Source organism: Cellulomonas humilata, assembly GCF_013359775.1.
Taxonomy (GTDB): Bacteria; Actinomycetota; Actinomycetes; order Actinomycetales; family Cellulomonadaceae; genus Cellulomonas; species Cellulomonas humilata.
Genome location: NZ_JABMCI010000062.1, coordinates 91,297 through 114,388, shown reverse-complemented (window position 1 = coordinate 114,388; position 23,092 = coordinate 91,297). Strand labels below are relative to the sequence as shown.

Genomic DNA, 23,092 nt, shown 5'->3' with positions numbered 1-23,092 from the left:
CCGCCACCGACACCCGCTCGCCTCGCGGGGTGGCAGGCTGTCACCCGTGAGGCTTCGAGAGTTCTGGCTGCTGGTGGACGAGGTCCTCGGCAGCGCGCACGGCCGCGAGCTGACGCGTGAGCTCGTGCTCCGCGGGCTCGACCAACGCACCGCGATGCAGGCGCTCGACGACAACGTCGAGCCGCGCACCGTCTGGCACGCGCTCTGCGACGAGCTCGAGATCTCGGAGAACGACCGCTGGGGAGCGGACGCCCGCCGCCCGGCACCCCCACGCGCCTAGGAGACCGCCTCATGACGTCCCGAACCGGCACGCCCACCAGCTGGGCGCCGAGCGTGCGCGACGTCGGCGAGGCGGTGCTGACCCTCGTCGCCACCGGCATCGGCCTGGCGGTCGCCGTCGCGCTCAGCCGCGGTGTCCGCGCCGACGACGTCGCGGCCATCGCCCTCGCAGCACTCATCGTGGCGGTCGGCGACCTCCTGCTCCGGGCCCCGCTGCGGTTCCTCGCCCGCCGGGGCAGTGCCGTGCTCGCACTCGGCCTCGGGCTGCTCGCGCAGGTCGCCGTGCTGTGGTTGGCGCTCACCGTGGTGCCGGGCTTCACGGTCGACAACGTCTGGTCCGTGCTCGTGGTCCTGGTGCTCACCGCGATCGTCATGGCGGTCGGGCGGTGGCTGATCGGCGCGAGCAACAGCGACTACGTCGTCTCCGACCTCGTGCGCCGCGCGCGCCGGCAGGCCCGGCGCGAGGGGATCCGCCCGCGGGTGGCCGGCGAGGCGCGCGAGGCCGGGCTGCTCGTGGTGCAGCTGGACGGTGTCGCGGCCCCCGTGCTGCGCGAGGCCATCGAGGCGGGGCTGGCGCCGACCGTGCAGCGGTGGATGACCACGGGGAGCCACAGCCTCGAGTCCTGGTGGGCCCGGATCCCGTCGACGACGCCGGCGAGCCAGGCGGGCCTGCTGCACGGCGACTCCTCCCAGATCCCCGCGTTCCGCTGGTGGGACCGGGACCTCGGTCGGCTGGTCGTCACCAACCACCCGGAGGACGCCGCCCTCGTCGAGCAGCGGCTCACGACGGGCAAGGGGCTGCTCGCGGGCGGGGGTACGGCGATCTCGACGATGTTCTCCGGCGACGCCGCGACCAGCTTCGTGGTGATGAGCAAGTCCCGCACCAAGGGCCCGGACGGCGGGCTCGGGCCGGGTCCCGCGTACGTGCGCTTCTTCGCCAGCCCGTTCGTGCTCGCCCGCGCCGTGAGCGTGTCGGCGGGCGAGATGATCAAGGAGCTCTACCAGGCGCACCGCCAGCGGGTGCGCGACGTGGAGCCGCGGATCTCGCGCGGCGGCTGGTACGTCGTCCTGCGCGGGATCACCAACGTGCTCCTGCGCGACCTGAACACGTCGCTGGTCGCCGAGGCCCTGCTCCGCGGCGACCCCTCGATCTACGTCGACCTCGTGGACTACGACGAGATCGCGCACCACGCCGGGCCCACCCGTCCTGAGTCCCTGCGCTCGCTGGAGGGGCTCGACCGCGTGCTCGGCACCCTCGAGCGCGTGGCGGCCGTCGCGCCGCGCGACTACGAGATCGTCGTGCTCTCCGACCACGGGCAGGCGCTCGGCGCCACCTACGAGCAGCTCGGCGGCGAGACCCTGCTGGACTCCGTGCGGGCGCACATGGCGGAGCCGGCCGCCGACGGGGTGGAGAGCAGCACGGGGGAGGAGTGGGGCCAGCTGAACGCCCTGGTCAACAGCGCGCTGAACCTGTCGCGGGGCTCGACCGTCCTGGGTCCCGACCAGGGGCGTCCCAAGCACCCGGCGACCGGAGCCGACGTCCCCGACGTGGTCACCGTGGGATCGGGGAACCTCGGGCTCGTCTGGTTCCCGCAGGTGCCGCACCGGCTCTCGCTCGAGGATCTGCAGCAGCGCTGGCCGGGCATGGTGACCGGGCTGGCCGCCCGGCCCGGCGTCGGCGTCGTCGTCGTCGACACGCAGGCGCGCGGCCTCGTCGCGATCGGCCCGCGCGGCCTCGTCCTGCTGGAGCAGCCTGACGCGGAGCCGGAGGGGGAGGACCCGCTCGTCCCGTACGGACCGCGCGGGCGCGCCGACCTGCTGCGCGCGGCCCGGCTCCCGCACACCGGCGACCTGCTGCTGGTCTCCACGGTCACGGACCGCGGGCACATCCACGCCTTCGAGGGTCAGGTGGGCTCGCACGGCGGCATCGGGGGTGCCCAGAACCACGCCTTCCTGCTGCACCCGACGCGCTGGCCGGTCGCCGACGAGCTGCGGGAGAGCGTCGGGGACGACGAGATCCTGGTGGGCGCCGAGGCGGTGCACGAGCAGCTGGTCCGCTGGGCCGACGCCGCCGGGCTGCGGCCATGACCGTGCGGGTCCGCTGGTTGGGTCACGCGAGCGCCGTGCTCGACGTCGACGGCGTCCGGCTGCTCACCGACCCGCTGCTGCAGAGGCACGCCGGCCTGCTGCGTCGCCGGGGTGCCGCGCCGCGGGCCGAGGACTGGCAGGGCGCCGACGTGGTCCTGCTCTCGCACCTGCACCACGACCACGCCGAGCTGGGCTCGCTGCGCCTGGTGGGCGACGTGCCGGTGGTCAGCGCACCGGCCAACGCCCGCTGGCTGCGCGGCCACGGCGTGCCGGGCGGGCACGGTCTCACCGACCTCGAGTGGTGGACGGTGCCGGGCTCGGACGTCCGGCTGCGGCTCGTCCCGGCGGTGCACGAGCACCGGCAGATGCCGCACCGCCCGAACTCGACGCACGGCTTCGTGGTGGCCACGGACGACGTCCGGATCTGGTTCGCGGGGGACACCGCGCCGTACGCGAGCATGTCGATCCTGCCCGTGCTCGCGGGCGGCCCCGTCGACCTGGCGCTCGTCCCGGTGGGCGGGTGGGGGCCACGACTGTCGGGTGGGCACATGGACCCGGCACAGGCCGCGCGGGCGTGCCGCAGCGTGGGTGCACGCTCGGCCGTGCCGATCCACTGGGGCACGTTGCACGCGCCCGTCTCACGACGCCTGCCGCCGGGCTGGATGGACCGCGCCGGGCCGGCCTTCGCGCGCGCGGCCGCACGCCTCGCCCCGGACGTGCGCGTGCACGTGCTGGCGCCGGGGGAGCAGCTCACGGTGACCCCGACACGCTGACGGCGTGTCGCATACATCGAACACCTGTTCGGCTAGGGTGGTTTCTGCGAGCGGACGACCGAACCTCCCACAGCCCCCTCCGGCAGACGCCGGATCCCGGGGACGAGGGTGGCGCGGCCGGTATGTCGGTGGTCGGACATAGCGTCGCTCGCAACAAGACCAGCCCCCGTACCGCAGCAGCAGCTGCTCGAGACAGACGAGGTCGACATGCCCGCACCGAAGGATCGCGAGAAGGCCCTCGAAGCCGCACTCAGCCAGATCGACCGCCAGTTCGGCAAGGGGTCGATCATGCGGCTCGGCGACGACGGCCGCGCCCCGGTCGAGGTCATCCCCACCGGCTCCATCGCCCTGGACGTCGCGCTCGGCATCGGCGGCCTGCCGCGCGGCCGCGTCGTGGAGATCTACGGCCCGGAGTCCTCGGGCAAGACCACCCTCGCTCTGCACGCGGTCGCCAACGCGCAGAAGGCTGGCGGCATCGCCGCCTTCATCGACGCGGAGCACGCGCTGGACCCCGAGTACGCCAAGAAGCTCGGTGTCGACACCGACGCGCTCCTGGTCTCCCAGCCGGACACCGGTGAGCAGGCGCTGGAGATCATGGACATGCTGATCCGCTCCGGCGCCATCGACGTCGTCGTCGTCGACTCGGTCGCCGCGCTCGTGCCCAAGGCCGAGATCGAGGGCGAGATGGGTGACAGCCACGTCGGCCTGCAGGCGCGGCTCATGTCCCAGGCGCTGCGCAAGATCACCGGTGCGCTCAACTCGTCCGGCACCACGGCCATCTTCATCAACCAGCTGCGCGAGAAGATCGGTGTGATGTTCGGGTCCCCCGAGACGACCACGGGTGGCAAGGCGCTGAAGTTCTACGCGTCGGTGCGCCTGGACATCCGCCGCATCGAGACCCTCAAGGAGGGCACGGAGGCGGTCGGCAACCGGACCCGCGTGAAGGTCGTCAAGAACAAGATGGCGCCGCCCTTCAAGCAGGCGGAGTTCGACATCCTCTACGGGGTCGGCATCTCCCGCGAGGGCAGCCTGATCGACATGGGCGTGGAGCACGGCTTCGTGCGCAAGTCCGGCGCCTGGTACACGTACGAGGGCGACCAGCTGGGTCAGGGCAAGGAGAACGCCCGCGCGTTCCTCCGGGACAACCCGGACCTGGCCGTCGAGCTGGACAAGAAGATCAAGGAGAAGCTCGGCATCGGTGCACGGGTCGACGCACCTGCCGACGCCGTCCCGGTCGTCGACTTCTGAGCAGTCGCATGACCAGCAGCAACGGACGTCGGGGGCGGTTCGGCACCGAGCCGCCCCCGACGGGCTCGGCCGCGCAGGACGCCGAGCCAGACCAGGAGTCCGTGGCGCGGGCGATCGCGCTGCGGCTCCTCACCGCCTCGGCCCGGAGCCGGGCGCAGCTGGCCGAGGCCATGGCACGCAAGGACGTGCCGGACGAGGTCGCGGAGCGGGTGCTCGACCGGTTCACCGAGGTCGGGCTGATCGACGACACCGAGTACGCGCGCATGCTCGTCCGCACGCGTCACGCGGAGCGTGGGCTCTCCCGCCGAGCGATCGGGGTGGAGCTGCGCCGTCGGGGCATCGACGACGAGACGGCCCGCGACGCGCTCGAGCAGGTCGACGCGGACGACGAGGACGCGGCCGCGCGGCGGCTCGTACGGCGCAAGCTGGCCTCGACGTCCGGCCTGGACGCACAGACTCGGTCGCGGCGCACGCTCGCAGCACTGGGACGCAAGGGGTACCCGCCCGGGCTGGTGGCCCGGCTCCTGCGTGAGGAGCTCGCTCTCCAGGACCTCGACGGAGAGCTGGACGGGTTCGACCCGGGTCCGTGACGTTCGGCACAGCCGCGCACACTCCTGCGCACGTCGGGGTGGCGAACGGCCCGGACGCGGCCGGGTGTGCGCGACAATGACACCCACCCGCGCACCGGCACCGTTGCGCGTCGAGCGCTGCCGGACCAGGAGGATGACGTGGACTCAGGCGCCATCGCCACGATCGTGGGGTTGCTCGGCGCGTGTCTGGTCGCCCTCGTGCTCGTCCTCGTCGCCCGTCGGGAGGCCGGCGTCCAGCGCGCACGGGCTGCGGAGGACGTCGCCTCGATCAAGGCCGATGCACGCGCGATGCTCTCGGACGTCGAGCGTCGCGAGCGACGGCTGACCGAGCGGGAGCAGAGCCTCGCGGCCGACCGCACCGAGGTCGACGAGCTCGAGCGACGCGCCCGCGCGGACGCCGAGTCCGCGGCGGAGGCCAAACGGGCCGGGGCGCGCACGCTCGAGGACGCCGAGCGGGCGGCCGCCCAGCGTGCGGCCGACGCCGAGCGCGCCGCGCTGGTCGCGCTGGAGTCCGCGACGGGCCTGACTGCCGAGGACGCCCGTGCCGAGCTGACCCGCAGGATCGTCGATCAGGCGCAGAACGACGCCGCGGCGCAGGTCCGCCGCGCGGAGGCGCAGGCCCGCAGGACCGCGGAGGCACGCGCGCGGCGCATCGTCACGACCGCCGTCCAGCGGCTCGCCGTCCCGACCAGCACGCAGTCGCCGCTCACGGTCCTGCCGCTCCCGTCGGACGAGATGAAGGGCCGGATCATCGGCAAGGAGGGCCGCAACATCCGGTCCTTCGAGGCGCTGACGGGCGTGAACGTTCTGGTCGACGACCAGCCCGACGCCGTGGTGCTCTCGTGCTTCGACACCGAGCGCCGAGAGGTGGCCCAGGTGGCGCTGGAAGCCCTCATGGCGGACGGCCGCATCCACCCGCAGCGCATCGAGCAGGCCTACGCCGAGGCGCTCGCCGGTGCGGACGAGCGGACCGACGCCGCCGGGCACGACGCCGCCGAGCGCGCCGGGGTGGGCGCACTGCACCCGGCCCTGGTCCGGACGCTGGGCCGGCTGCGCCTGCGCACGTCCTACGGACAGAACGTGCTCGAGCACCTGGTCGAGTCCGCCCAGCTCGCAGCCGCCCTCGCGGCCGAGATCGGCGCCGACGTCGACGTGACCCGCCGCGGTGCGTTCCTGCACGACCTGGGCAAGGCGCTCACCGCCGAGGTGCCCGGCACGCACGCCGCGGTCGGGGCCGACCTGGCGCGCCGCCACGGCGAGTCGGCCGTCGTGGTCAACGCGATCGCCGCGCACCACGACGAGGTGCCGGCCGAGACGGTCGAGGCCGTGCTCGTGCAGGTCGCAGACTCCATCTCCGCCGCGCGCCCCGGTGCCCGCCGCGAGGAGCTGGACCAGTACGTCGAGCGCATCGACAAGCTGGAGCAGCTGGTGGCAGCGCACGCCGGTGTGCGCCGCGCGCTGGCCATGTCGGCCGGTCGCGAGGTGCGGGTGGTCGTCGAGCCGTCCGAGGTCGACGACTACGCGCTGCCGCAGCTGGCCGTCGCCATCGCTCGCCACATCGAGGCCGACCTGGCGTACCCCGGCGAGATCACCGTGACCGTGGTCCGCGAGATCCGGGCGAGCGCGACAGCGGGTTAGTCCTTCCCGATCGCGGTCACCAGGGTCGGCGCCTCAGCCCGCGCCTCTCCGGCGGTGCGGCGGCCGACCCGGCCGGCGAGCGCCTCCGCCAGCCGCGTGAGCCCGTAGTTGATGACGATGAAGATCAGCGCCGCCACGACGAGCGACTGGAGGATGTTGCCGTTGCCTGCGCCGTACCGACGGGCGGCGTCGAGCAGCTCCGGGTACGTGATGATCACGCCGAGGGCGGTGTCCTTGAGGATGACCACGAGCTGGCTGGCGATCGCCGGCAGCATCGCGATGACGGCCTGGGGCACCTCGATGAGCCGGAGCGACTGGACGTCGCGCAGGCCGACGGCGAGCGCGGCCTCCCGCTGGCCCTTCGGCAGGCCGTGCACGCCGGACCGGATGAGCTCGGCGAAGACGGAGCCGTTGTAGAACGTGAGGCCCAGCACGACGGCGACCAGGGGGACGTCGGAGGGCTCGATGAGCCGCATCTGCCCGAGGCCGAGGTAGAAGAAGATCATCATGAGCAGCACGGGGACGGCGCGGAAGAACTCGACGACGCCACCGCTCACGGTGCGCACGATCTTCGACGACGACAACCGCCCGAGGCCGAACACGAACCCGTAGACCGCGCTGGTCACGATCGAGATGCCGGCGGCCTTCAGGGTCTCGACGAGGCCGGGCAGCAGGTAGTTGACCCACGGGTTGGCGGTCAGGAACGGCTTCCAGAGGGCGGCGTCGAGCTGCCCCTTCGCGCCCAGGCGGGTGAGCACCCAGACGCCGATGCCGGCCACGGCGACGGTCGCGGCGATGTTCACCCAGACCATGCGCCGCCGGGCGACGGGACCTGGGACGTCGAACAGGGTGCTCATCGGGACACCGCCAGTCGTCGGGAGAGCGAGGTCGTGGCCAGGCCGATCGGCACGACGATGAGCACGAAGCCGAGCGCGAAGGTCAGGAAGATCGCGAGGATCACGTCGGGGCGGAACTCGATCATGGTCTTCATCAGGCCGGATGCCTCCGCCACGGACGCGGCGGCCGCGACGGTGGAGTTCTTGGTCAGGGCGATGAGCACGTTGCCCAGGGGAGCGACCGACCCCCGGAACGCCTGCGGGAGGATGATCAGCCGCGCGGCGGGCCAGAACGAGAGCCCGATCGCGCGGGCCGCCTCGGCCTGGCCGACGGGCACGGTGTTCACACCGGAGCGCAGCGCCTCGCACACGAAGGCGGCGTGGTAGATGCTCAGGCCGAGCACGGCGAGGCGGAAGAAGTTCGTCTGGAAGTCGGGCGAGAGCGTCAGACCCAGCTGCCCCCAGAGCCCGAGCACGCAGAAGACCATGATGATCGTCAGGGGCGTGTTGCGCAGCAGCGTCACGTACGTCGCGCCGGCCCAGCGCAGGCTCGGCACCGGCGAGATCCGCATGACCGCGAGCACCGTGCCGAGGACCAGCGCGATGATCGCGGCGTAGAAGGTCAGCTGGATATTGACCCAGAACGCCGCGAGCACGTCGAACTCGTCGAACAGCGACAGGAACTGCTGGAGAAAGCCGTCGTCCACCGACACTCCTCGTTCTCGGAGGGACCGGGGGCCCGCGCGGTCGCCGCGCGAGCCCCCGGAACGTCAGCGGATCAGGCGCAGGCGGCGGGCGTCGGAGGGTTGAGCTCCTCGTTGGCCTGGTAGCCGGAGGCGCCGACGTTCTTGTCCAGCAGCTCCTGCCACGTGCCGTCGTCGATCATCTTGGTGATGGCCTCGTTGATGGCCTCGCACTTGTCGGACTCCTTGGGGATGCCGACGCCGTAGTTCTCCTCGGAGAACGGGTTGCCGACGACCTTGACCTTGCCCTCGTTCGCGGGCACCGCCGCGAGGCCGGCCAGGATGATGTCGTCCGTCGTGACCGCGTCCACGGTCCCCGCGGTCAGGGCGGTCACGCACTCGGCGTACCCCGGCTGCTCGAGCAGGTTGGTCCCGGTCGCGTACTCGTCCTTGATGCGCTGCGCGGACGTGGAACCGGTGACCGAGCAGAGGTTCTTGCCCTCGAGGTCCTCCGGGCCGGTGATGGTGTCGTCGTCGGCGGCGACCAGCAGGTCCTGGCCGGCGACGAAGTACGGACCGGCGAAGGAGACGACCTCCTTGCGCTTGTCGGTGATCGAGTAGGTGGCGAAGATCATGTCCACCTGGCCGTTCTGGAGCAGCGTCTCGCGCTGGGCCGAGGGGGACTGGACCCACTCGATCTGGTCCTCGCCGTATCCGAGCTCCCCGGCGACGAACTTCGCCACGTCGACGTCGAAGCCCGTGTACTCGCTGCCCTCCTGGAAGCCCAGACCGGGCTGGTCGAACTTGATGCCGATCTTGATGGTGCCCTCGGCGCCGCCGGAGGCCTCGGTCTCCTCGCTCGTCGCGCCCGCGTCCGCGTCGTCGTCGCCGCCGCTCGAACAGCCGGCGAGCGTGAGCGTGGCCGCCGCGGCGAGAGCCAGAACCAGTCGTCCTCTACGCATGGTGTGTCCCCTTCGTGTGGTGTGCAGTGTCGGTTCGGTCGGTGGGGGTGTGGGTCAGTGGGTGAGGATCTTCGAGAGGAAGTCGCGGGCCCGGTCGCTCTTCGGAGCGGTGAAGAACGTCTCCGGGTCCGCCTCCTCGACGATCTGGCCGCCGTCCATGAACACCACGCGGTTGGCGGCCTTGCGGGCGAACCCCATCTCGTGGGTGACGACGATCATGGTCATCCCGTCGCGGGCGAGGCCGACCATGACGTCGAGGACCTCGTTGATCATCTCGGGGTCGAGCGCGGAGGTCGGCTCGTCGAAGAGCATCACCTTGGGCTGCATGGCGAGCGCCCGGGCGATCGCCACGCGCTGCTGCTGGCCGCCCGAGAGCTGCGCGGGGAGCTTGTCGGCCTGGTTGCGCACCCCCACGCGATCGAGGAGGTCGAGCGCGATCTCGCGGGCCTTGGCGGGCTTGACGCCCTTGGCCTTGATCTGGCCGAGCGTGACGTTCTCGAGGACCGTCTTGTGGGCGAACAGGTTGAACGACTGGAACACCATGCCGACGTCGGCCCGCAGCCGGGCCAGGGCGCGTCCCTCGGCGGGCAGCGGCTGGCCGTCGAGCGCGATGGTGCCGGAGTCGATGGTCTCCAGCCGGTTGATGGTCCGGCAGAGCGTCGACTTCCCGCTGCCGGACGGACCGATGATCACCACGACCTCGCCGCGGCGCACGGTGAGGTCGATGTGCTGGAGCACGTGCAGGGGGCCGAAGTGCTTGTCGACGCCCCGGAGCTCCACGAGGGCGTCGGACGTCTGGTCGGTCGGGGCGGGCGGTGCGGCTGAGGTGTCCACCATTGGATGAACCTACGGGGGGTTTACCCGATCTGGCGACCCACGACGGTCACGGTTCGGCAACGCACCCGTCAAGCAAGACCCCAGATGAGGGGCGCGTGAGGGGCTCAGGGCGAGCGGCCGTACCCTTGTCGGTGATGTCCACGACCCTGCCCGCCGTCCTGCCGGATCTGCCGACGGCGACCCCGGCGGCACCCCCGCGCACCTACCTCGTCAAGACCCTCGGCTGCCAGATGAACGTGCACGACTCCGAGCACATGGCGGGCATGCTGGAGCAGGCCGGCTACGTCGCTGCCGACCCGGCGCAGGCCGCCGCGGAGGACGCCGACGTCATCGTCATCAACACGTGCGCGGTCCGCGAGAACGCCGCGGACAAGCTGTACGGGAACCTGGGCCGGCTCGCGAGCACCAAGCGCGCGCGTCCCGGGATGCAGATCGCGGTCGGCGGCTGCCTCGCGCAGAAGGACCGCGCGGGGATCGTCGAGCGGGCGCCGTGGGTCGACGTGGTGTTCGGCACGCACAACCTCGACGTCCTGCCCGTCCTGCTCGAGCGCGCCCGCCACAACGCCGAGGCGCAGGTCGAGATCGAGGAGTCGCTCCAGGTCTTCCCGAGCACCCTGCCGACGCGCCGCGAGTCGGTGTTCGCCGGCTGGGTGTCCATCAGCGTCGGCTGCAACAACACGTGCACGTTCTGCATCGTCCCGCACCTGCGCGGCAAGGAGCGCGACCGCCGGCCGGGGGAGATCCTGGCGGAGGTCGCGGCCCTGGTGTCCCAGGGCGCCATCGAGGTGACCCTGCTCGGGCAGAACGTGAACTCCTACGGCGTCGAGTTCGGTGACCGCGGCGCGTTCGCCTCGCTGCTGCGCGCGGCCGGCGCGATCGAGGGCCTGGAGCGACTGCGGTTCACGTCGCCGCACCCGGCGGCGTTCACGGACGACGTCATCGCCGCGATGGCCGAGACGCCGACCGTGATGCCCCAGCTGCACATGCCGCTCCAGTCCGGCTCCGACCGCATCCTGCGCGCCATGCGCCGCTCGTACCGGTCGGACAAGTTCCTCGGCATCCTCGACCGCGTCCGGGCCGCGATGCCCGACGCGGCGATCACCACCGACATCATCGTCGGGTTCCCGGGGGAGACCGAGGCGGACTTCGCGGAGACGCTCCGGGTGGTCGAGGCGTCGCGGTTCGCGTCGGCGTTCACGTTCCAGTACTCGCCGCGACCCGGCACGGCCGCGTTCGACCTGCCCGACCAGCTGCCCAAGGCGGTCGTGCAGGAGCGCTACCTGCGGCTCACGGCCCTCCAGGACCGGATCTCCCAGGAGGAGAACCAGACGCAGGTGGGCCGCACCGTGCAGGTGCTCGTCGCCGAGGCCGAGGGCCGCAAGGACGGGGCGACCCACCGGGTCACCGGCCGGGCCGCGGACAACCGTCTCGTGCACCTCGCCCTGCCGCCCGAGACTGCCGACGCACCCCGGCCCGGGGACCTGGTCACCGTCACCGTGACGCACGCCGCGCCGTACCACCTGGTCGCGGACTCCGCGGTGGCCGGCGGGACGTTCGAGGTCCGTCGGACGGCCGCCGGGGACGCGTGGCAGCGTCGCAAGGACGGTGCCGACGAGCACAGCCACGGCGCGTCCGGCGACGCGTGCGGCACGGGTGGGCCGGCCGGACCGGTCGCGCTGGGCCTGCCGACGCTGGTCCGGCGCTGAACCCGATCCGGCGCTGAACCCTAGTTGTCGGGTACGTCCGGCGGCGGAGCGTCGTCGCGCGGCAGCACGGCCTCCATGGCCGAGAACATCTGCACCCCGGTGCCCAGCCCGCACGCCAGCAGCTGGGCCAGCTGCGGGTCGGTGACACCGGGCTCGAAGTCCGCGGACACCTCGCTGTAGAGGGCGAGCACGCCCTCCTCCTCGCGCAGGTACGCCTTGGGCCAGATCCGCTCGCGGTTCCAGTCGTTGATGGCCAGGGCCGCGGCCTCGCGCTGGTCCAGCTGGAGGCTGCGGTGCCACCGCCCGCGCACCTGGAGGATCTCCTGCTGCTCACCGAGCAGGAGGAACCAGAACCGGCTGCCGTCCCACGTGCCCGTCAGGTCGCCGTCGTCGTCGACCACGAACCGGTAGCCGCGCCCGACGAGGTAGTCCGCGATCCGCTCCCGGGTGAGCGGGACCGGCAGCTCGTCGTCGGGCGTCGGACGCTTGGTCGGCTTGGGCAGCCCACCGAGCACCCGCAGCAGCCACCCGGGCCCGCTCACGGCGCGACTCCCGCCGGGTCGGGGTACCGCTCGTCCAGGGCGTCGAAGAACATGCTCCCGGTCGACAGGCCGCAGAACAGCATCTGGCTCAGCTGGGAGTCGGTGGCGCCGTGCTCCAGGTCGGTGGCCACCTCGGACACCACGTGCACGCGGCCGTTGTCCCGGACGCGGACGTACGCCTTGGGCCAGATGCGGTCGGCGTTCCACTCGTTGCAGACGTCGAGCACCTCCTCGAGTCGCTCGATCGCGACCTCCCGGTGCCACTGGCCGCGCACCTGGAGGATCTCCGACTTCTCCCCGAACAGGAAGAAGTAGAAGAGTCGTCCGCGCCACAGGCCCCCGAGGTCACCGTCGTTGTCCACGAAGTAGCTGAACTGGTTGTTGGTCATCCAGGCGGCGATCCGGGCGGGGGTCACGTCGGTCGGCAGGTCCGCCGCCGGCTCCGCGACACCGAGCTCGCGCGCCAGCAGCTGGGCGACCCGGTCGTGCAGCTCGTCGTCGTCGGGCTCGTTGACAGGCACGGCGTTCGAGGCAGCCGTGGGCAGCGAGCGCCCCCGCCACCAGCGCCGTGCACGATCCCCGAGCGACCCCATACGCAGGACAGTACCGGCGGTCGCCCACACCGGGGTGCCGTCGTTCGGGTCTGATCTGCCTCCCGTAAGTTCGGGGGATGCTCGTCGTCGCCGCGCTCGTCCCCGACTCCGCGCTTCTCGTCCCGGGGGCCGGCGGCTCGGCGGATCCCGTCGCGGGGCTGCGCGAGGCGGCGCTGCGCGCGGTGGGCGAGGTCGTCGCCTCGGGGGTCCGCTCGGTCGTCGTCGTGGCGCCCGGCGTGGTCGACAGGGTGGTCGCGGGCATCGTGCGGACCACGCTCGGCGCCGCGGGGATCCCGGACGCGCTGCTGGGCTGGCCGGTCGTCGAGGTCCAGGTCGACGGTGTCGGCTCCGACGGGCCGAGCGTCCCCGGCGTCGTCGCGCTCCACCTCCTCGTCCGGGCGGGGTGGACGGGCGCCGTGCGGATGGTCGAGGTGACGCCTGAGCGCGGCGCCCGCGATCTCGCGGCGCTCGGGAGCGCGCTCGTCGAGCCCGAGCCGACCGGCCTGGTGGTCGTCGGCTCCGGGAGCGGCCGCCACGGCCCGGATGCCCCGCTGGCGGACGACCCCCGCGCGCCCGACCACGACGCGCGGGTGCTGGCCGACCTCGCGGACGCCGGCCCCGCTGCACGAGCACGGCTCGCCGACGACGACCCCGCGCTGGCCGACGCCCTGGCCGTCCGGGGCTGGGCGCCGTGGCAGGTCCTGGTGGGTGCCGCAGGTGACGTGCCCGTCCGCGCGCGCACCCTCGCGACCTCGGCGGACCTCGGGGCGCAGCACGCGGTCCTGCTCTGGGACGCCCGGTAGGGTCTCGCTGTCCGTCCCCCACACGCCGAGGTTCCGATGTCATCCGCGCCCGAGCACGAGCCCACCCTCCCGCCGCTGACGACCGAGCGGGTCGCGCAGCGGCTCGACGCGCGGGGCTCGGTCTACGGCCGGGACACGGACGGCGACCTGGTGGGCCGCTGGGACACGCACCCGTTCTGGTTCATCACCATGGGCCGAACGAAGGAGTACCTCCAGGTCCGTGGTCGCTGGGCGCGGCAGGTGCCGGGTACGGAGTTCGGCAACATCCTGCTGGGCGCCAACACGTGGTCCGAGACGATGGTCTGGCCCAAGGTCTACGTGCGGATCGAGGACCAGCAGGTGGCCGTGTACACGGAGCACACCGTCGACTACCAGGACGGCGTCACCGACGAGCAGCTGGACCTGCACCTGACCGGCGGCATCGCCAGTGCCCTGCGCTTCTTCGCGATGCTGGACGAGCGCTACCCCGACGCGGCGCCGACGCAGCCCGTGGCGCGTCAGCCGGAGCCCCCGGTCGCCTACCACGACCCTGCGCGCCCCACCGTGGAGTGAGGGCATGACCCTCGTGGTCGCGCTCGTCGGCCCGACCGCGACGGGCAAGTCCGACCTCGGCCTCGCGCTGGCCCACGCCCTGGGCGGGGAGATCGTCAACGCCGACGCGATGCAGCTGTACCGCGGGATGGACATCGGCACGGCCAAGCTCACCGTCGACGAGCGTCAGGGCGTGCCCCACCACCTCCTCGACGTGCTCGACGTGCGCGAGGACGCGTCGGTGGCCGACTACCAGGCGCGCGCCCGGTCCGCGCTCGACGCGATCGCCGCCCGCGGCAACCGGGCGATCGCCGTGGGAGGCTCCGGCCTCTACGTGCGAGCCCTGCTCGACCACATGGAGTTCCCCGGCACGGACGAGGACCTCCGGGCCCGGCTCGAGGCCCGCGTGGAGGCCGAGGGCGCCCGCGCCTTGCACGCCGAGCTCGCCGCCGCCGACCCGGTCGCGGCCGACGGCATCGGCCCGCGGAACGCGCGCCGGATCGTGCGCGCCCTGGAGGTCATCGAGCTCACCGGCCGGCCGTACTCCGCGAGCCTCCCGCAGCACGTCTACGAGGTGCCGGCCGTGCAGCTCGGGCTGGACTGCGACCGCGCGGTCCTCGACGAGCGGATCACCGCACGCGTCGAGCGCATGTGGTCGCGCGGCCTGGTGGCCGAGGTCGAGCACCTGCGCGAGCACGGGCTGGGCCGCACGGCGTCACGGGCCGTCGGGTACGCCGAGGTGCTAACTATGCTGCGCGGCGAGCTCACCGCGGACGAGACCAGGGCCGCGATCGCGGCCGGGACGCGCCGGCTCGCCCGCAAGCAGATGGGCTGGTTCGGCCGCGACCCGCGGGTGCACTGGCTGGACGCGCGGGACCCGGACCTCGTCGCGAAGGCGGAGTCGCTCGTCGCGGCGGCCGACGCCGGCGAGCTGGGCCTCGCCACGGACGACCCGGCCCCACGACGTAGCCTGGGCTCATGACCGTGGTGGCCGCCCCGACCCTGCACGTGACCAAGGGTCACGGCACGCAGAACGACTTCGTGCTGCTCGACGACCGGGACGCCCGGGTGGAGCTCTCCGCCGCGCTGGTGCGCGGGCTCGCGGACCGGCGTGCGGGCGTGGGCGGCGACGGGGTCATCCGGGTGGTGGCCAGCGAGCACCTGCCCGAGGGCGTGGCGGCGCTGGCGGAGGAGCCGGCGGCCCACTGGTTCATGGACTACCGCAACGGCGACGGGTCGGTCGCCGAGATGTGCGGCAACGGGGTCCGCGTGTTCGCCGCCTACCTCGAACGGCTCGGGCTCTGGGACGCGGCCGACGGCGAGCTGGCCCTCGGCACCCGGGCCGGCGTGCGGCGCGTGCGGCGCGTCGAGGTCCCTGCGGGGATCGGCGACGACGTCTGGTACGCGGTGGACATGGGTCGATGGCACCTGCCGGGCGGTGCCGACGCGGTGCGCGCCGGCGCCGACGCGGAGGTCGACGTCGCCGGGCTGGAGGTCGCGCGCGCGGGGCTGAGCGTCGACGTCGGCAACCCGCACGTCGTCCTGGCGCTCGGTGACGAGGACGAGCTGGCGGCCGCCGACCTCTCGCGGGCGCCGCAGGTCACGCCGGTGCCGCCGAACGGGACCAACGTCGAGCTCGTCGTGCCGCTCGGCGAGCACGAGGCCCCCGACGGCTCGCTCGTCGGCCGGCTCCGCATGCGCGTGCACGAGCGCGGGGTCGGGGAGACCCGGTCCTGCGGCACCGGGGCGTGCGCCGCCGCGCTGGCCGTCCGCACCTGGGCCGGCGTCGGCGCACCCGACGTCTGGCTGGTCGACGTCCCGGGCGGCACCGTCCGGGTGAGCGTCCTGCCGGACGGGCACGTCGAGCTCGCGGGACCGGCGGTGCTCGTCGCCGCGGCCGACGTGGACCTCACCGCGCTGACCGCCGGGCGCTGACGACCGTGCACCTGACCTCCGCAGACCTGCGCGCGCCGTTGGGCGAGCGCGCCACGGTGGTGCAGTTCTCGAGCACGTTCTGCGCACCGTGCCGCTCCACCCGGTACGTCGCCGAGCGCGCCGTCGCCACGACGGACGGGGTCGCGTACGTCGACCTCGACGTGGCCGACCACCTGGAGCTGGGGGAGCGCCTCGGCATCGACGTGACGCCGACGATCCTCGTGCTCGACGCCAGCGGCGGGGTGGTCCGGCGTGCGTCCGGGGTGCCGACGCTCGCTCAGCTGCGCAGCGCGCTCGACTCGGCGTCGTCGGTGGGCTCCAGCGCCTGACCGCGACCGGCCCCGACGCGGGGGCCGACCAGCGCCGCACCGACGGCGAAGGCGGTCGCGACCACCAGCGCCGCCGCGAAGGGGGCGTCCGGGCTGCGGTCGGCCGCGGCGAACGCCAGGGCCGTGAGCGACAGGGCGAGCGCCGCGCCGATCGAGTCGGCGATCGACAGCGCCGAGCTGTTCACCCCCTGGCTGCCCGGGGCCGAGTACGCGAGCACCAGCACCGTCAGCCGCGAGTAGACCAGGCCCATCCCGGCGCCGGCGAGCGTCCAGAACGAGATGGCGACCACCGCCGGCAGGTGCGCGGCCGCGGTCACGAGCACGCCGGCGACCGCCACGACCACCAGGGCGGAGCCGACGACGACGGCCGTGCGGTGCGGCAGGCGGTCACCGAGGCGCCCCTGGAGCCACGACGTCCCGGCCCAGGCGACGCCGGCGAAGGTCAGGGCGATCCCCGCGGTCGTGGGCGAGAACGCGTACCGCTCGGTGAGCAGGTACGGCAGGTACACCTCCGCCCCCAGGAACGCGCCCGAGACCAGGCCGCGGGTGGCGATGACGCTCGGCAGACCCCGAGCCGCACGCATCGTGCCCGCAGGCACCACCGCCCGGAGCGCGACGAGGGCGAGCACCGCCGTCCCGACCGCGACCAGCACGGACCACGGGACTGGGACCTGGGCGGCGAGGTTGAGCCCCAGCACGGCCGCGGCGGCGAGCGCGGCCCACGCGAGGCGACCACGCGGTGCCCTCTCGCCGGGGGTCTCCGGCGGCCCGATCCGCAGCAGCGCCGGGACGAGGGCGAGCGTGACCGGCACCACCAGGAGCGCGACACCGAGGAACACCCAGCGCCACCCGACGTGCTGGGCCACCGCGCCGGCACCGGCCGGGCCGACGAGCGACGGGATGATCCAGGCCGCCGCGAACCAGGCGAACACGCGCGGGTGCAGCATCGCGGGGTAGAGCCGCGCGACGACCACGTAGACGGCGACCGTCATCGCTCCGCCGCCGAACCCCTGGAGGAGCCGACCCGCGACGAGGAGCTCCATGGTGGGTGCCGCGCCTGCGACCAGGATGCCCGCGGTGAACAGCCCGACCGCGACGAGCAGCGGCGTCCGGGGTCCGCTGCGGTCGCTCCACGGACCGGCAACGACCATCCCGACCACCCCGGTGGCCAGCGGTCCGGCGAACGCGAAGGCGTACAGCGAGGCGCCGTCGAGTGCCTGGGAGACCGTCGGCATCACCGTGGTCACGGCCAGCGACTCGAAGGCCACCATGAAGATCAGCGCCACCATGCTCCAGGTGGTGGTGCGCAGCGACCGCCAGTCGTTCATCGGTCGCGCACGGCGAGCACGCGGAAGCCCTTGGCGCTGGCGGTCCGCTCGACGTCCACGCCGAGCTCGAGGGCGATCCACCGCTGGAGCGAGTCCGCCCCGAGGTTCTTGCTGACGACGAGGTGTGCCTCGCCGCCAGGCGCGCGGCGACCGAGCCACGCCCGGAGCATCTCGTGCAGCGCCTCCTTGCCCACCCGGATCGGCGGGTTCGACCAGACGGCGGCGAACCGCACGTCCGTCGGCACCTCGTCCGGCCGCACGGCCCGCAGGTTGGTCACCCCGAGCCGCTCGGCGTTGCGTCGCGTGAGGTCGAGGGCGCGCTCGTTCACGTCGACGGCCCAGACCGTGGCAGCGGGGGACTCCAGCGCGAGCGTCAGCGCGATCGGCCCCCAGCCGCAGCCGAGGTCGAGCAGGTCGCCGTCGGCCGGCGGCGCGGGGACGTGGTCCAGCAGCACGCGCGTGCCCAGGTCGACGTGGTCGGGCGAGAAGATGCCGCCGGCGGTCTCCACCTCGACCTGCCTGCCGGCCAGGTGGACGCGCAGCACCCGGCGCTCGTCGGGCGAGGCCGGCTGCGCGGTGAAGTAGTGGTCCGGCTCGCTCACGCGCCGACCCTACCCATCGCACCACCCTCGGCCCGCAGCGAAATACCTCGGCCGCCGTCGGTGCCTCGTGCGACCCTGGAGGGACGGCACCAGAAGAGGAGCACCTTGACCGACGCGCAGCACACCACCAGCCAGACCGAGGACACCCCGACGACGCGCTCCGCGCAGGAGGTGGCCGACGACGTCGTGGCCCGCGTGCTCGCCCGGGCAGGGACCACGCTGCACGCCGGCGGCACGGTGCACTCCTCGTACGACGGCGACCAGCTCGAGCTCGAGGAGCGCACCTCGCTGCGGCGCGTCGCCGGCCTGTCCACCGAGCTCCAGGACGTCACCGAGGTCGAGTACCGCCAGCTGCGCCTGGAGAAGGTCGTCCTGGTCGGGGTCTGGGGCTCGGGCACCGTGACCGACGCCGAGCTCTCCCTGCGCGAGCTCGCGCAGCTGGCCGAGACGGCCGGCTCGCAGGTGCTCGACGGGCTGCTCCAGCGGCGGCAGAAGCCGGACCCCGGCACGTACCTCGGGTCAGGCAAGGCCGCGGAGCTGGCCACCCTGGTGGCCGCCGTCGGCGCCGACACCGTGGTGGTCGACGGGGACCTGGCGCCGTCCCAGCGCCGCGCGCTGGAGGACATCGTCCGCGTCAAGGTCATCGACCGGACCGCGCTGATCCTGGACATCTTCGCCCAGCACGCCAAGTCGCGGGAGGGCAAGGCGCAGGTCGAGCTGGCGCAGCTGGAGTACCTGCTGCCGCGCCTGCGCGGCTGGGGCGACTCGATGTCCCGGCAGGCTGGTGGCCAGGTCGGTGGCGCCGCGGCCGGCATGGGCTCGCGTGGTCCCGGTGAGACGAAGATCGAGCTCGACCGCCGTCGTATCCGCAACCGCATGGCCAAGCTGCGCCGCGAGATCGCCGCCATGGAGCCGGGCCGGGTGACCAAGCGGGCGTCGCGCAAGAAGCACGCGATCCCGTCGGTCGCCATCGCCGGCTACACCAACGCCGGCAAGTCGTCGCTGCTCAACCGGCTGACCCACGCGGGCGTGCTGGTCGAGAACGCCCTGTTCGCGACGCTGGACCCCACGGTCCGCCGGGCCGAGACCGTGGACGGGCGGATCTACACGCTGGCGGACACCGTGGGCTTCGTCCGCGCCCTGCCGCACCAGCTGGTCGAGGCGTTCCGCTCGACGCTGGAGGAGGTGGCGGACGCGGACCTGATCCTGCACGTCGTGGACGCGTCCCACCCGGACCCGGAGGGCCAGATCGCCGCCGTGCGCCACGTCTTCGCGGACATCCCGGGTGCCATGGACGTGCCCGAGATCATCGTGCTGAACAAGGCCGACGTGGCCACGTCGGAGGCGATCGCCCGGCTCCGCTCGCGCGAGGTGCACTCGATCGTGGTCTCTGCCCACAGCGGCGAGGGCATCGACGAGCTCCAGGCACTCATCGCGGACCAGCTTCCGCGCCCCGGCGTCTCCGTCGACCTGGTGGTCCCGTACGACCGCGGCGACCTGGTCAGCCGGGTGCACGAGCACGGCGACATCCAGGCCGAGGACCACACGGCCGACGGGACGGCGATCCGCGCGCGGGTCGACGCGGGCCTCGCCGCCGAGCTCGAGGCCGCGGCCCAGCACCGTCGATGAGCCGTCTCTGAAGCCCGCCGGCCGCCACTAGGCTGACGCGGTGCCAGACGCCGACCCCTCCGTCGAGAAGCTCCTCGACATCGCGGTCGAGGCGCTCGGTGGCGTGCGCCGCGACGGCCAGCACCAGATGGCGGTCGCCGTGGCGGAGACCATCGACAAGGGCGAGCACCTGCTGGTGCAGGCCGGCACCGGCACCGGCAAGTCGCTCGGGTACCTGGTGCCCGCGCTGCGGCACGCCGTCCTGGAGAACGAGCACGTGGTCGTCTCGACCGCCACGCTGGCGCTCCAGCGCCAGATCATCACGCGGGACCTGCCGCTCGTCGCCAAGGCGCTCGAGCCGCACCTGCCGCGTCCCGCGTCGATCGCGCTGCTCAAGGGCTGGCACAACTACCTCTGCGTGCACAAGGTCGCCGGCGGGTACCCGGACGACGACACGGGCACGCTGTTCGACCTCGGGGAGCACGCCGGTGCGGCTGAGCACCCCGCGCCCGCGCGCAAGGGCGCGACCGGGCCGACCGAGAGCCTGGGCGAGCAGGTGCTGCGGCTGCGGGAGTGGGCCGACGAGACGGGCACCGGCGACCGCGACGACCTCGTCCCGGGCGTGACGGCGCAGGCCTGGCGGCAGGTCTCGGTGACCTCGCTCGAGTGCCTGGGCGGCAAGTGCCCGATGCTCGCCGAGTGCTTCCCCGAGAAGGCGAAGGCCGCGTCGAGGGAGGCGGACGTCGTCGTCACCAACCACGCGATGCTGGGGATCGCCGCGTCGGGATCGCCCGGCGTCCTTCCTGAGCACCAGGTGCTGATCGTCGACGAGGCCCACGAGCTCACCGACCGGGTGACCGCGCAGGCGACCTCCGAGCTGTCCGTCGCCACCATCGAGCATGCCGCCCGCCTGGCCCGTCGGCACGGCGGCGTCCCCACGACGGACCTCGACTCCGCCAGCCAGGCGCTGGCCATGGTGCTGGTCGGCCTGCCCGAGACCCGGTTCCGCGACGGCCTGCCGCCCGCGGCCCGTGACGCGGTGGCGAGCGTCCGCGACGCCACCCGCGCGCTGCTCAGCGTGCTCAAGCCCGAGACCGGCCCGAACGCGCCTCCGGAGGGCGGTCGCAAGATGGCCCAGGCGACCATGCTCGCGCTGCACGAGGTGGCCGACCGGATGGCCGCCGATCCCGAGGACAACCGGCACACCGTCCTGTGGTGCGCCCGTACGGAGGACCGTCGAGGCGGGGTGCTCACCCGCCTGTACGCGGCGCCGCTCGCGGTCAACGGCCTCATCCGCACCCACCTGTTCGCGGGCCGGTCCGGCGTGCTGACGTCCGCGACCCTGGAGCTGGGCGGCTCGTTCGACCCCATCGCGCGCGCCGTCGGGCTCGAGGTCCGGCCGGACGCGGAGCCGGTCGGTCCGACCTCGCTGGTGGGGGAGCCGAAGGCCGCGCCGGCCAGCGTGCCCTGGCATGGCCTCGACGTCGGCAGCCCGTTCGACTACCCGAAGCAGGGGATCCTCTATCTGGCGCGGCACCTGCCGAAGCCCGGCCGCGAGCCGGCCACGGAGGCCCAGCTCGACGAGATCGCCGACCTGGTCACGGCCGCCGGGGGCCGGACGCTCGGCCTGTTCTCGTCGCGCCGCGCGGCAGTCGCTGCGGCGGCCGCCATGCGCGAGCGCCTGGACGTCCCGATCCTGGTCCAGGGCGACGACCAGCTGCCCACGCTGGTGTCGCAGTTCATCGCCGACGAGGCCACCTGCCTGTTCGGCACCCTGTCCCTCTGGCAGGGGGTCGACGTCCCCGGCGCCACCTGCCGGCTGGTCATCATCGACCGCATCCCCTTCCCGCGCCCCGACGACCCGGTCAGCTCCGCGCGGTCCGACGCGATCGAGAAGGCCGGCGGCAACGGATTCCTGGCCGTGTCCGCCACGCACGCGGCGCTCCTCCTGGCCCAGGGTGCCGGCCGGCTGATCCGCACCAGCGAGGACCGCGGGGTGGTCGCCGTGCTCGACCCCCGCCTCGCCACCGCGGGCTACGGCAGCTTCCTCACGCGCTCGCTGCCGGACTTCTGGCGGACGACGGACCGTGCGGTGGCCATCTCGGCGCTGCAGCGGCTCGCGGCGTCCGCATAGCCTTGACCCGTCCCCGACCCAGAGGTGTGTGAGATGACCGAGAGCCTGGACATGGAAGACGTCGGCGTGGCCCCGTCGCGGAGCGGCCGCCGCACGTCGAAGCTCGCGATCGTGGGAGCCGGTGCCGTCGGGTCGACCATGGCGTACGCCGCCCTCATGCGGGGGGCCGCCCGCACCGTCGCGCTGTACGACATCAACGCCGCCAAGGCCGAGGCGGAGGCCCTCGACCTGGGTCACGGGATCCAGTTCATGCCCATGGCGCAGGTGGTCGGGTCCGACGACCTCGCGGTCTGCGCGGATGCCGACGTGGTGATGTTCACGGCCGGCGCCAAGCAGAGGCCCGGCCAGTCCCGGCTGGACCTCGCGGAGGCGACGATCGGGCTCGTCCGCAAGGTGCTGCCGGCGGTGGTCGAGGTCGCGCCGGACGCGGTCTACGTGATGGTGACCAACCCCGTCGACGTGGTCACGTACGCCGCGCTCCAGATCTCCGGCCTGCCGCCCTCGCAGCTGTTCGGGTCCGGCACCGTCCTCGACTCCTCGCGGCTGCGCTACCTCATCGCGCAGCACACCGGCGTCGCCGTGCAGAACGTGCACGCGTACATCGCGGGCGAGCACGGCGACACCGAGCTGCCGCTGTGGGGGTCCGCGAGCATCGGCTCCGTCCCGCTGCTCGAGTGGACCGGCGCGGGGGGCAGTGGGCCCCTGACCGCCGAGGTCCGCGACGGGATCGCCCGGGAGGTCGTCGAGTCCGCGTACCGGATCATCGAGGGCAAGGGGGCGACGAACTACGCGGTCGCCCTGGCGGGGTCGCGCATCATCGAGGCGATCGTGAAGGACGAGGGCCGGGTGCTGCCCGTCTCGTCGCTGCTCGACGACTACTACGGGATCAGCGACGTGTGCCTGTCGGTGCCTGCGATCGTCGGTGCGGGCGGCGTCGGGGAGCGGCTCCCGGTGCCGCTGTCGGACGAGGAGCTCGCCGGACTGCGCAGCTCGGCGGACGCGGTGCGTTCTGTGGCGCGGCAGTTCGGCTTCTGACTCTCCGCTGAC

The 23,092-nt window shown here is 73.4% G+C and carries 23 protein-coding genes; 15 read left to right on the top strand and 8 right to left on the bottom strand.

Annotated features, from left to right (window positions below):
* Positions 1–46 precede the first annotated feature (46 nt).
* The 6 genes from HP550_RS09430 (at position 47) to rny (ending at position 6,616) form a co-directional block, all read left to right on the top strand.
* Positions 47–280 carry a DUF3046 domain-containing protein gene (locus HP550_RS09430; protein ID WP_056093278.1) on the top strand — a complete coding sequence of 78 codons (234 nt, stop codon included), beginning with the start codon at positions 47–49 and terminating at the stop codon, positions 278–280.
* A gap of 11 nt (positions 281–291) precedes the next feature.
* The gene (locus tag HP550_RS09425; RefSeq protein WP_175347431.1) at positions 292–2,367 is read left to right on the top strand and encodes an alkaline phosphatase family protein; all 2,076 of its coding nucleotides are present in this window, start codon (positions 292–294) and stop codon (positions 2,365–2,367) included.
* Complete coding sequence (locus HP550_RS09420) at positions 2,364–3,140, top strand: MBL fold metallo-hydrolase (protein ID WP_175347430.1); 777 nt, start codon at positions 2,364–2,366, stop codon at positions 3,138–3,140. The genes HP550_RS09425 and HP550_RS09420 overlap by 4 nt, the downstream gene beginning before the upstream one ends.
* A 207-nt stretch (positions 3,141–3,347) precedes the next feature.
* Positions 3,348–4,388, top strand: coding sequence for a recombinase RecA (gene recA, locus HP550_RS09415; protein WP_056093287.1), 1,041 nt, complete (start codon positions 3,348–3,350; stop codon positions 4,386–4,388).
* An 8-nt stretch (positions 4,389–4,396) separates the two neighbouring features.
* A complete protein-coding gene (locus HP550_RS09410) occupies positions 4,397–4,978 on the top strand; it encodes a regulatory protein RecX (protein ID WP_175347429.1) in 582 nt (193 codons plus the stop codon).
* Between the two features lie 138 nt (positions 4,979–5,116).
* Positions 5,117–6,616, top strand: coding sequence for a ribonuclease Y (gene rny, locus HP550_RS09405; protein WP_175347428.1), 1,500 nt, complete (start codon positions 5,117–5,119; stop codon positions 6,614–6,616).
* Here rny and HP550_RS09400 read toward each other — a convergent pair.
* From HP550_RS09400 to HP550_RS09385, 4 genes are all read right to left on the bottom strand, one after another.
* The gene (locus HP550_RS09400) at positions 6,613–7,473 is read right to left on the bottom strand and encodes an amino acid ABC transporter permease (protein ID WP_175347427.1); all 861 of its coding nucleotides are present in this window, start codon (positions 7,471–7,473) and stop codon (positions 6,613–6,615) included. The genes rny and HP550_RS09400 overlap by 4 nt on opposite strands.
* Positions 7,470–8,159 (bottom strand): ABC transporter permease subunit, encoded by a 690-nt coding sequence (locus HP550_RS09395; RefSeq protein ID WP_175347426.1) that lies wholly within the window; start codon positions 8,157–8,159, stop codon positions 7,470–7,472. The genes HP550_RS09400 and HP550_RS09395 overlap by 4 nt, the downstream gene beginning before the upstream one ends.
* 71 nt (positions 8,160–8,230) lie before the next feature.
* Complete coding sequence (locus tag HP550_RS09390; protein ID WP_175347425.1) at positions 8,231–9,097, bottom strand: glutamate ABC transporter substrate-binding protein; 867 nt, start codon at positions 9,095–9,097, stop codon at positions 8,231–8,233.
* A 54-nt stretch (positions 9,098–9,151) separates the two neighbouring features.
* Positions 9,152–9,934, bottom strand: a complete 783-nt coding sequence (locus HP550_RS09385; protein ID WP_175347424.1) for an amino acid ABC transporter ATP-binding protein — start codon at positions 9,932–9,934, stop codon at positions 9,152–9,154.
* Between the two features lie 134 nt (positions 9,935–10,068).
* Here HP550_RS09385 and miaB point away from each other — a divergent pair, with 134 nt between their 5' ends.
* Positions 10,069–11,640: a tRNA (N6-isopentenyl adenosine(37)-C2)-methylthiotransferase MiaB gene (gene miaB / locus HP550_RS09380; RefSeq protein WP_175347423.1), complete on the top strand. Its 1,572-nt coding sequence runs from the start codon at positions 10,069–10,071 to the stop codon at positions 11,638–11,640.
* Positions 11,641–11,660: 20 nt separating this feature from the next.
* Here the strand turns inward: miaB and HP550_RS09375 are convergent, their stop codons facing one another.
* Both HP550_RS09375 and HP550_RS09370 read right to left on the bottom strand, forming a co-directional pair.
* Positions 11,661–12,182, bottom strand: a complete 522-nt coding sequence (locus HP550_RS09375; RefSeq protein WP_175347422.1) for a YbjN domain-containing protein — start codon at positions 12,180–12,182, stop codon at positions 11,661–11,663.
* A complete protein-coding gene (locus tag HP550_RS09370) occupies positions 12,179–12,775 on the bottom strand; it encodes a type III secretion system chaperone family protein (RefSeq protein WP_425484434.1) in 597 nt (198 codons plus the stop codon). The genes HP550_RS09375 and HP550_RS09370 overlap by 4 nt, the downstream gene beginning before the upstream one ends.
* Positions 12,776–12,852: 77 nt before the next feature.
* Here HP550_RS09370 and HP550_RS09365 point away from each other — a divergent pair, with 77 nt between their 5' ends.
* From HP550_RS09365 to HP550_RS09345, 5 genes are read left to right on the top strand one after another with little or no spacing between them, the layout of a single operon-like run.
* Positions 12,853–13,578: a class III extradiol ring-cleavage dioxygenase family protein gene (locus tag HP550_RS09365; protein ID WP_175347420.1), complete on the top strand. Its 726-nt coding sequence runs from the start codon at positions 12,853–12,855 to the stop codon at positions 13,576–13,578.
* A gap of 36 nt (positions 13,579–13,614) precedes the next feature.
* Positions 13,615–14,130, top strand: a complete 516-nt coding sequence (locus HP550_RS09360) for a type III secretion system chaperone family protein (RefSeq protein WP_175347419.1) — start codon at positions 13,615–13,617, stop codon at positions 14,128–14,130.
* Positions 14,131–14,134: 4 nt separating this feature from the next.
* Positions 14,135–15,091, top strand: a complete 957-nt coding sequence (gene miaA / locus HP550_RS09355; RefSeq protein ID WP_175347418.1) for a tRNA (adenosine(37)-N6)-dimethylallyltransferase MiaA — start codon at positions 14,135–14,137, stop codon at positions 15,089–15,091.
* Positions 15,088–16,044, top strand: coding sequence for a diaminopimelate epimerase (gene dapF / locus HP550_RS09350; protein WP_175347417.1), 957 nt, complete (start codon positions 15,088–15,090; stop codon positions 16,042–16,044). Before miaA ends, dapF begins: the two co-directional genes overlap by 4 nt.
* A gap of 5 nt (positions 16,045–16,049) precedes the next feature.
* Positions 16,050–16,373: a thioredoxin family protein gene (locus HP550_RS09345; protein ID WP_343048084.1), complete on the top strand. Its 324-nt coding sequence runs from the start codon at positions 16,050–16,052 to the stop codon at positions 16,371–16,373.
* On the opposite strand, the gene HP550_RS09340 is transcribed toward HP550_RS09345, so the two are convergent.
* Both HP550_RS09340 and HP550_RS09335 read right to left on the bottom strand, forming a co-directional pair.
* Positions 16,322–17,701: an MFS transporter gene (locus HP550_RS09340; protein ID WP_175347416.1), complete on the bottom strand. Its 1,380-nt coding sequence runs from the start codon at positions 17,699–17,701 to the stop codon at positions 16,322–16,324. The genes HP550_RS09345 and HP550_RS09340 overlap by 52 nt on opposite strands.
* Positions 17,698–18,303 (bottom strand): methyltransferase, encoded by a 606-nt coding sequence (locus HP550_RS09335; protein WP_175347415.1) that lies wholly within the window; start codon positions 18,301–18,303, stop codon positions 17,698–17,700. The genes HP550_RS09340 and HP550_RS09335 overlap by 4 nt, the downstream gene beginning before the upstream one ends.
* A 105-nt stretch (positions 18,304–18,408) precedes the next feature.
* Between HP550_RS09335 and hflX the strand changes: the two genes are divergently transcribed.
* Genes hflX through HP550_RS09320 form a run of 3 tightly spaced genes read left to right on the top strand, consistent with a single transcriptional unit; the run spans position 18,409 to position 23,080 of the window.
* Positions 18,409–19,932 (top strand): GTPase HflX, encoded by a 1,524-nt coding sequence (gene hflX / locus HP550_RS09330; protein WP_175347414.1) that lies wholly within the window; start codon positions 18,409–18,411, stop codon positions 19,930–19,932.
* A 40-nt stretch (positions 19,933–19,972) separates the two neighbouring features.
* On the top strand, positions 19,973–22,045 hold the full coding sequence (locus HP550_RS09325; protein WP_343048083.1) for an ATP-dependent DNA helicase: 2,073 nt from the start codon (positions 19,973–19,975) through the stop codon (positions 22,043–22,045).
* A 33-nt stretch (positions 22,046–22,078) separates the two neighbouring features.
* A complete protein-coding gene (locus HP550_RS09320) occupies positions 22,079–23,080 on the top strand; it encodes an L-lactate dehydrogenase (protein ID WP_175347413.1) in 1,002 nt (333 codons plus the stop codon).
* Positions 23,081–23,092 lie beyond the last annotated feature (12 nt).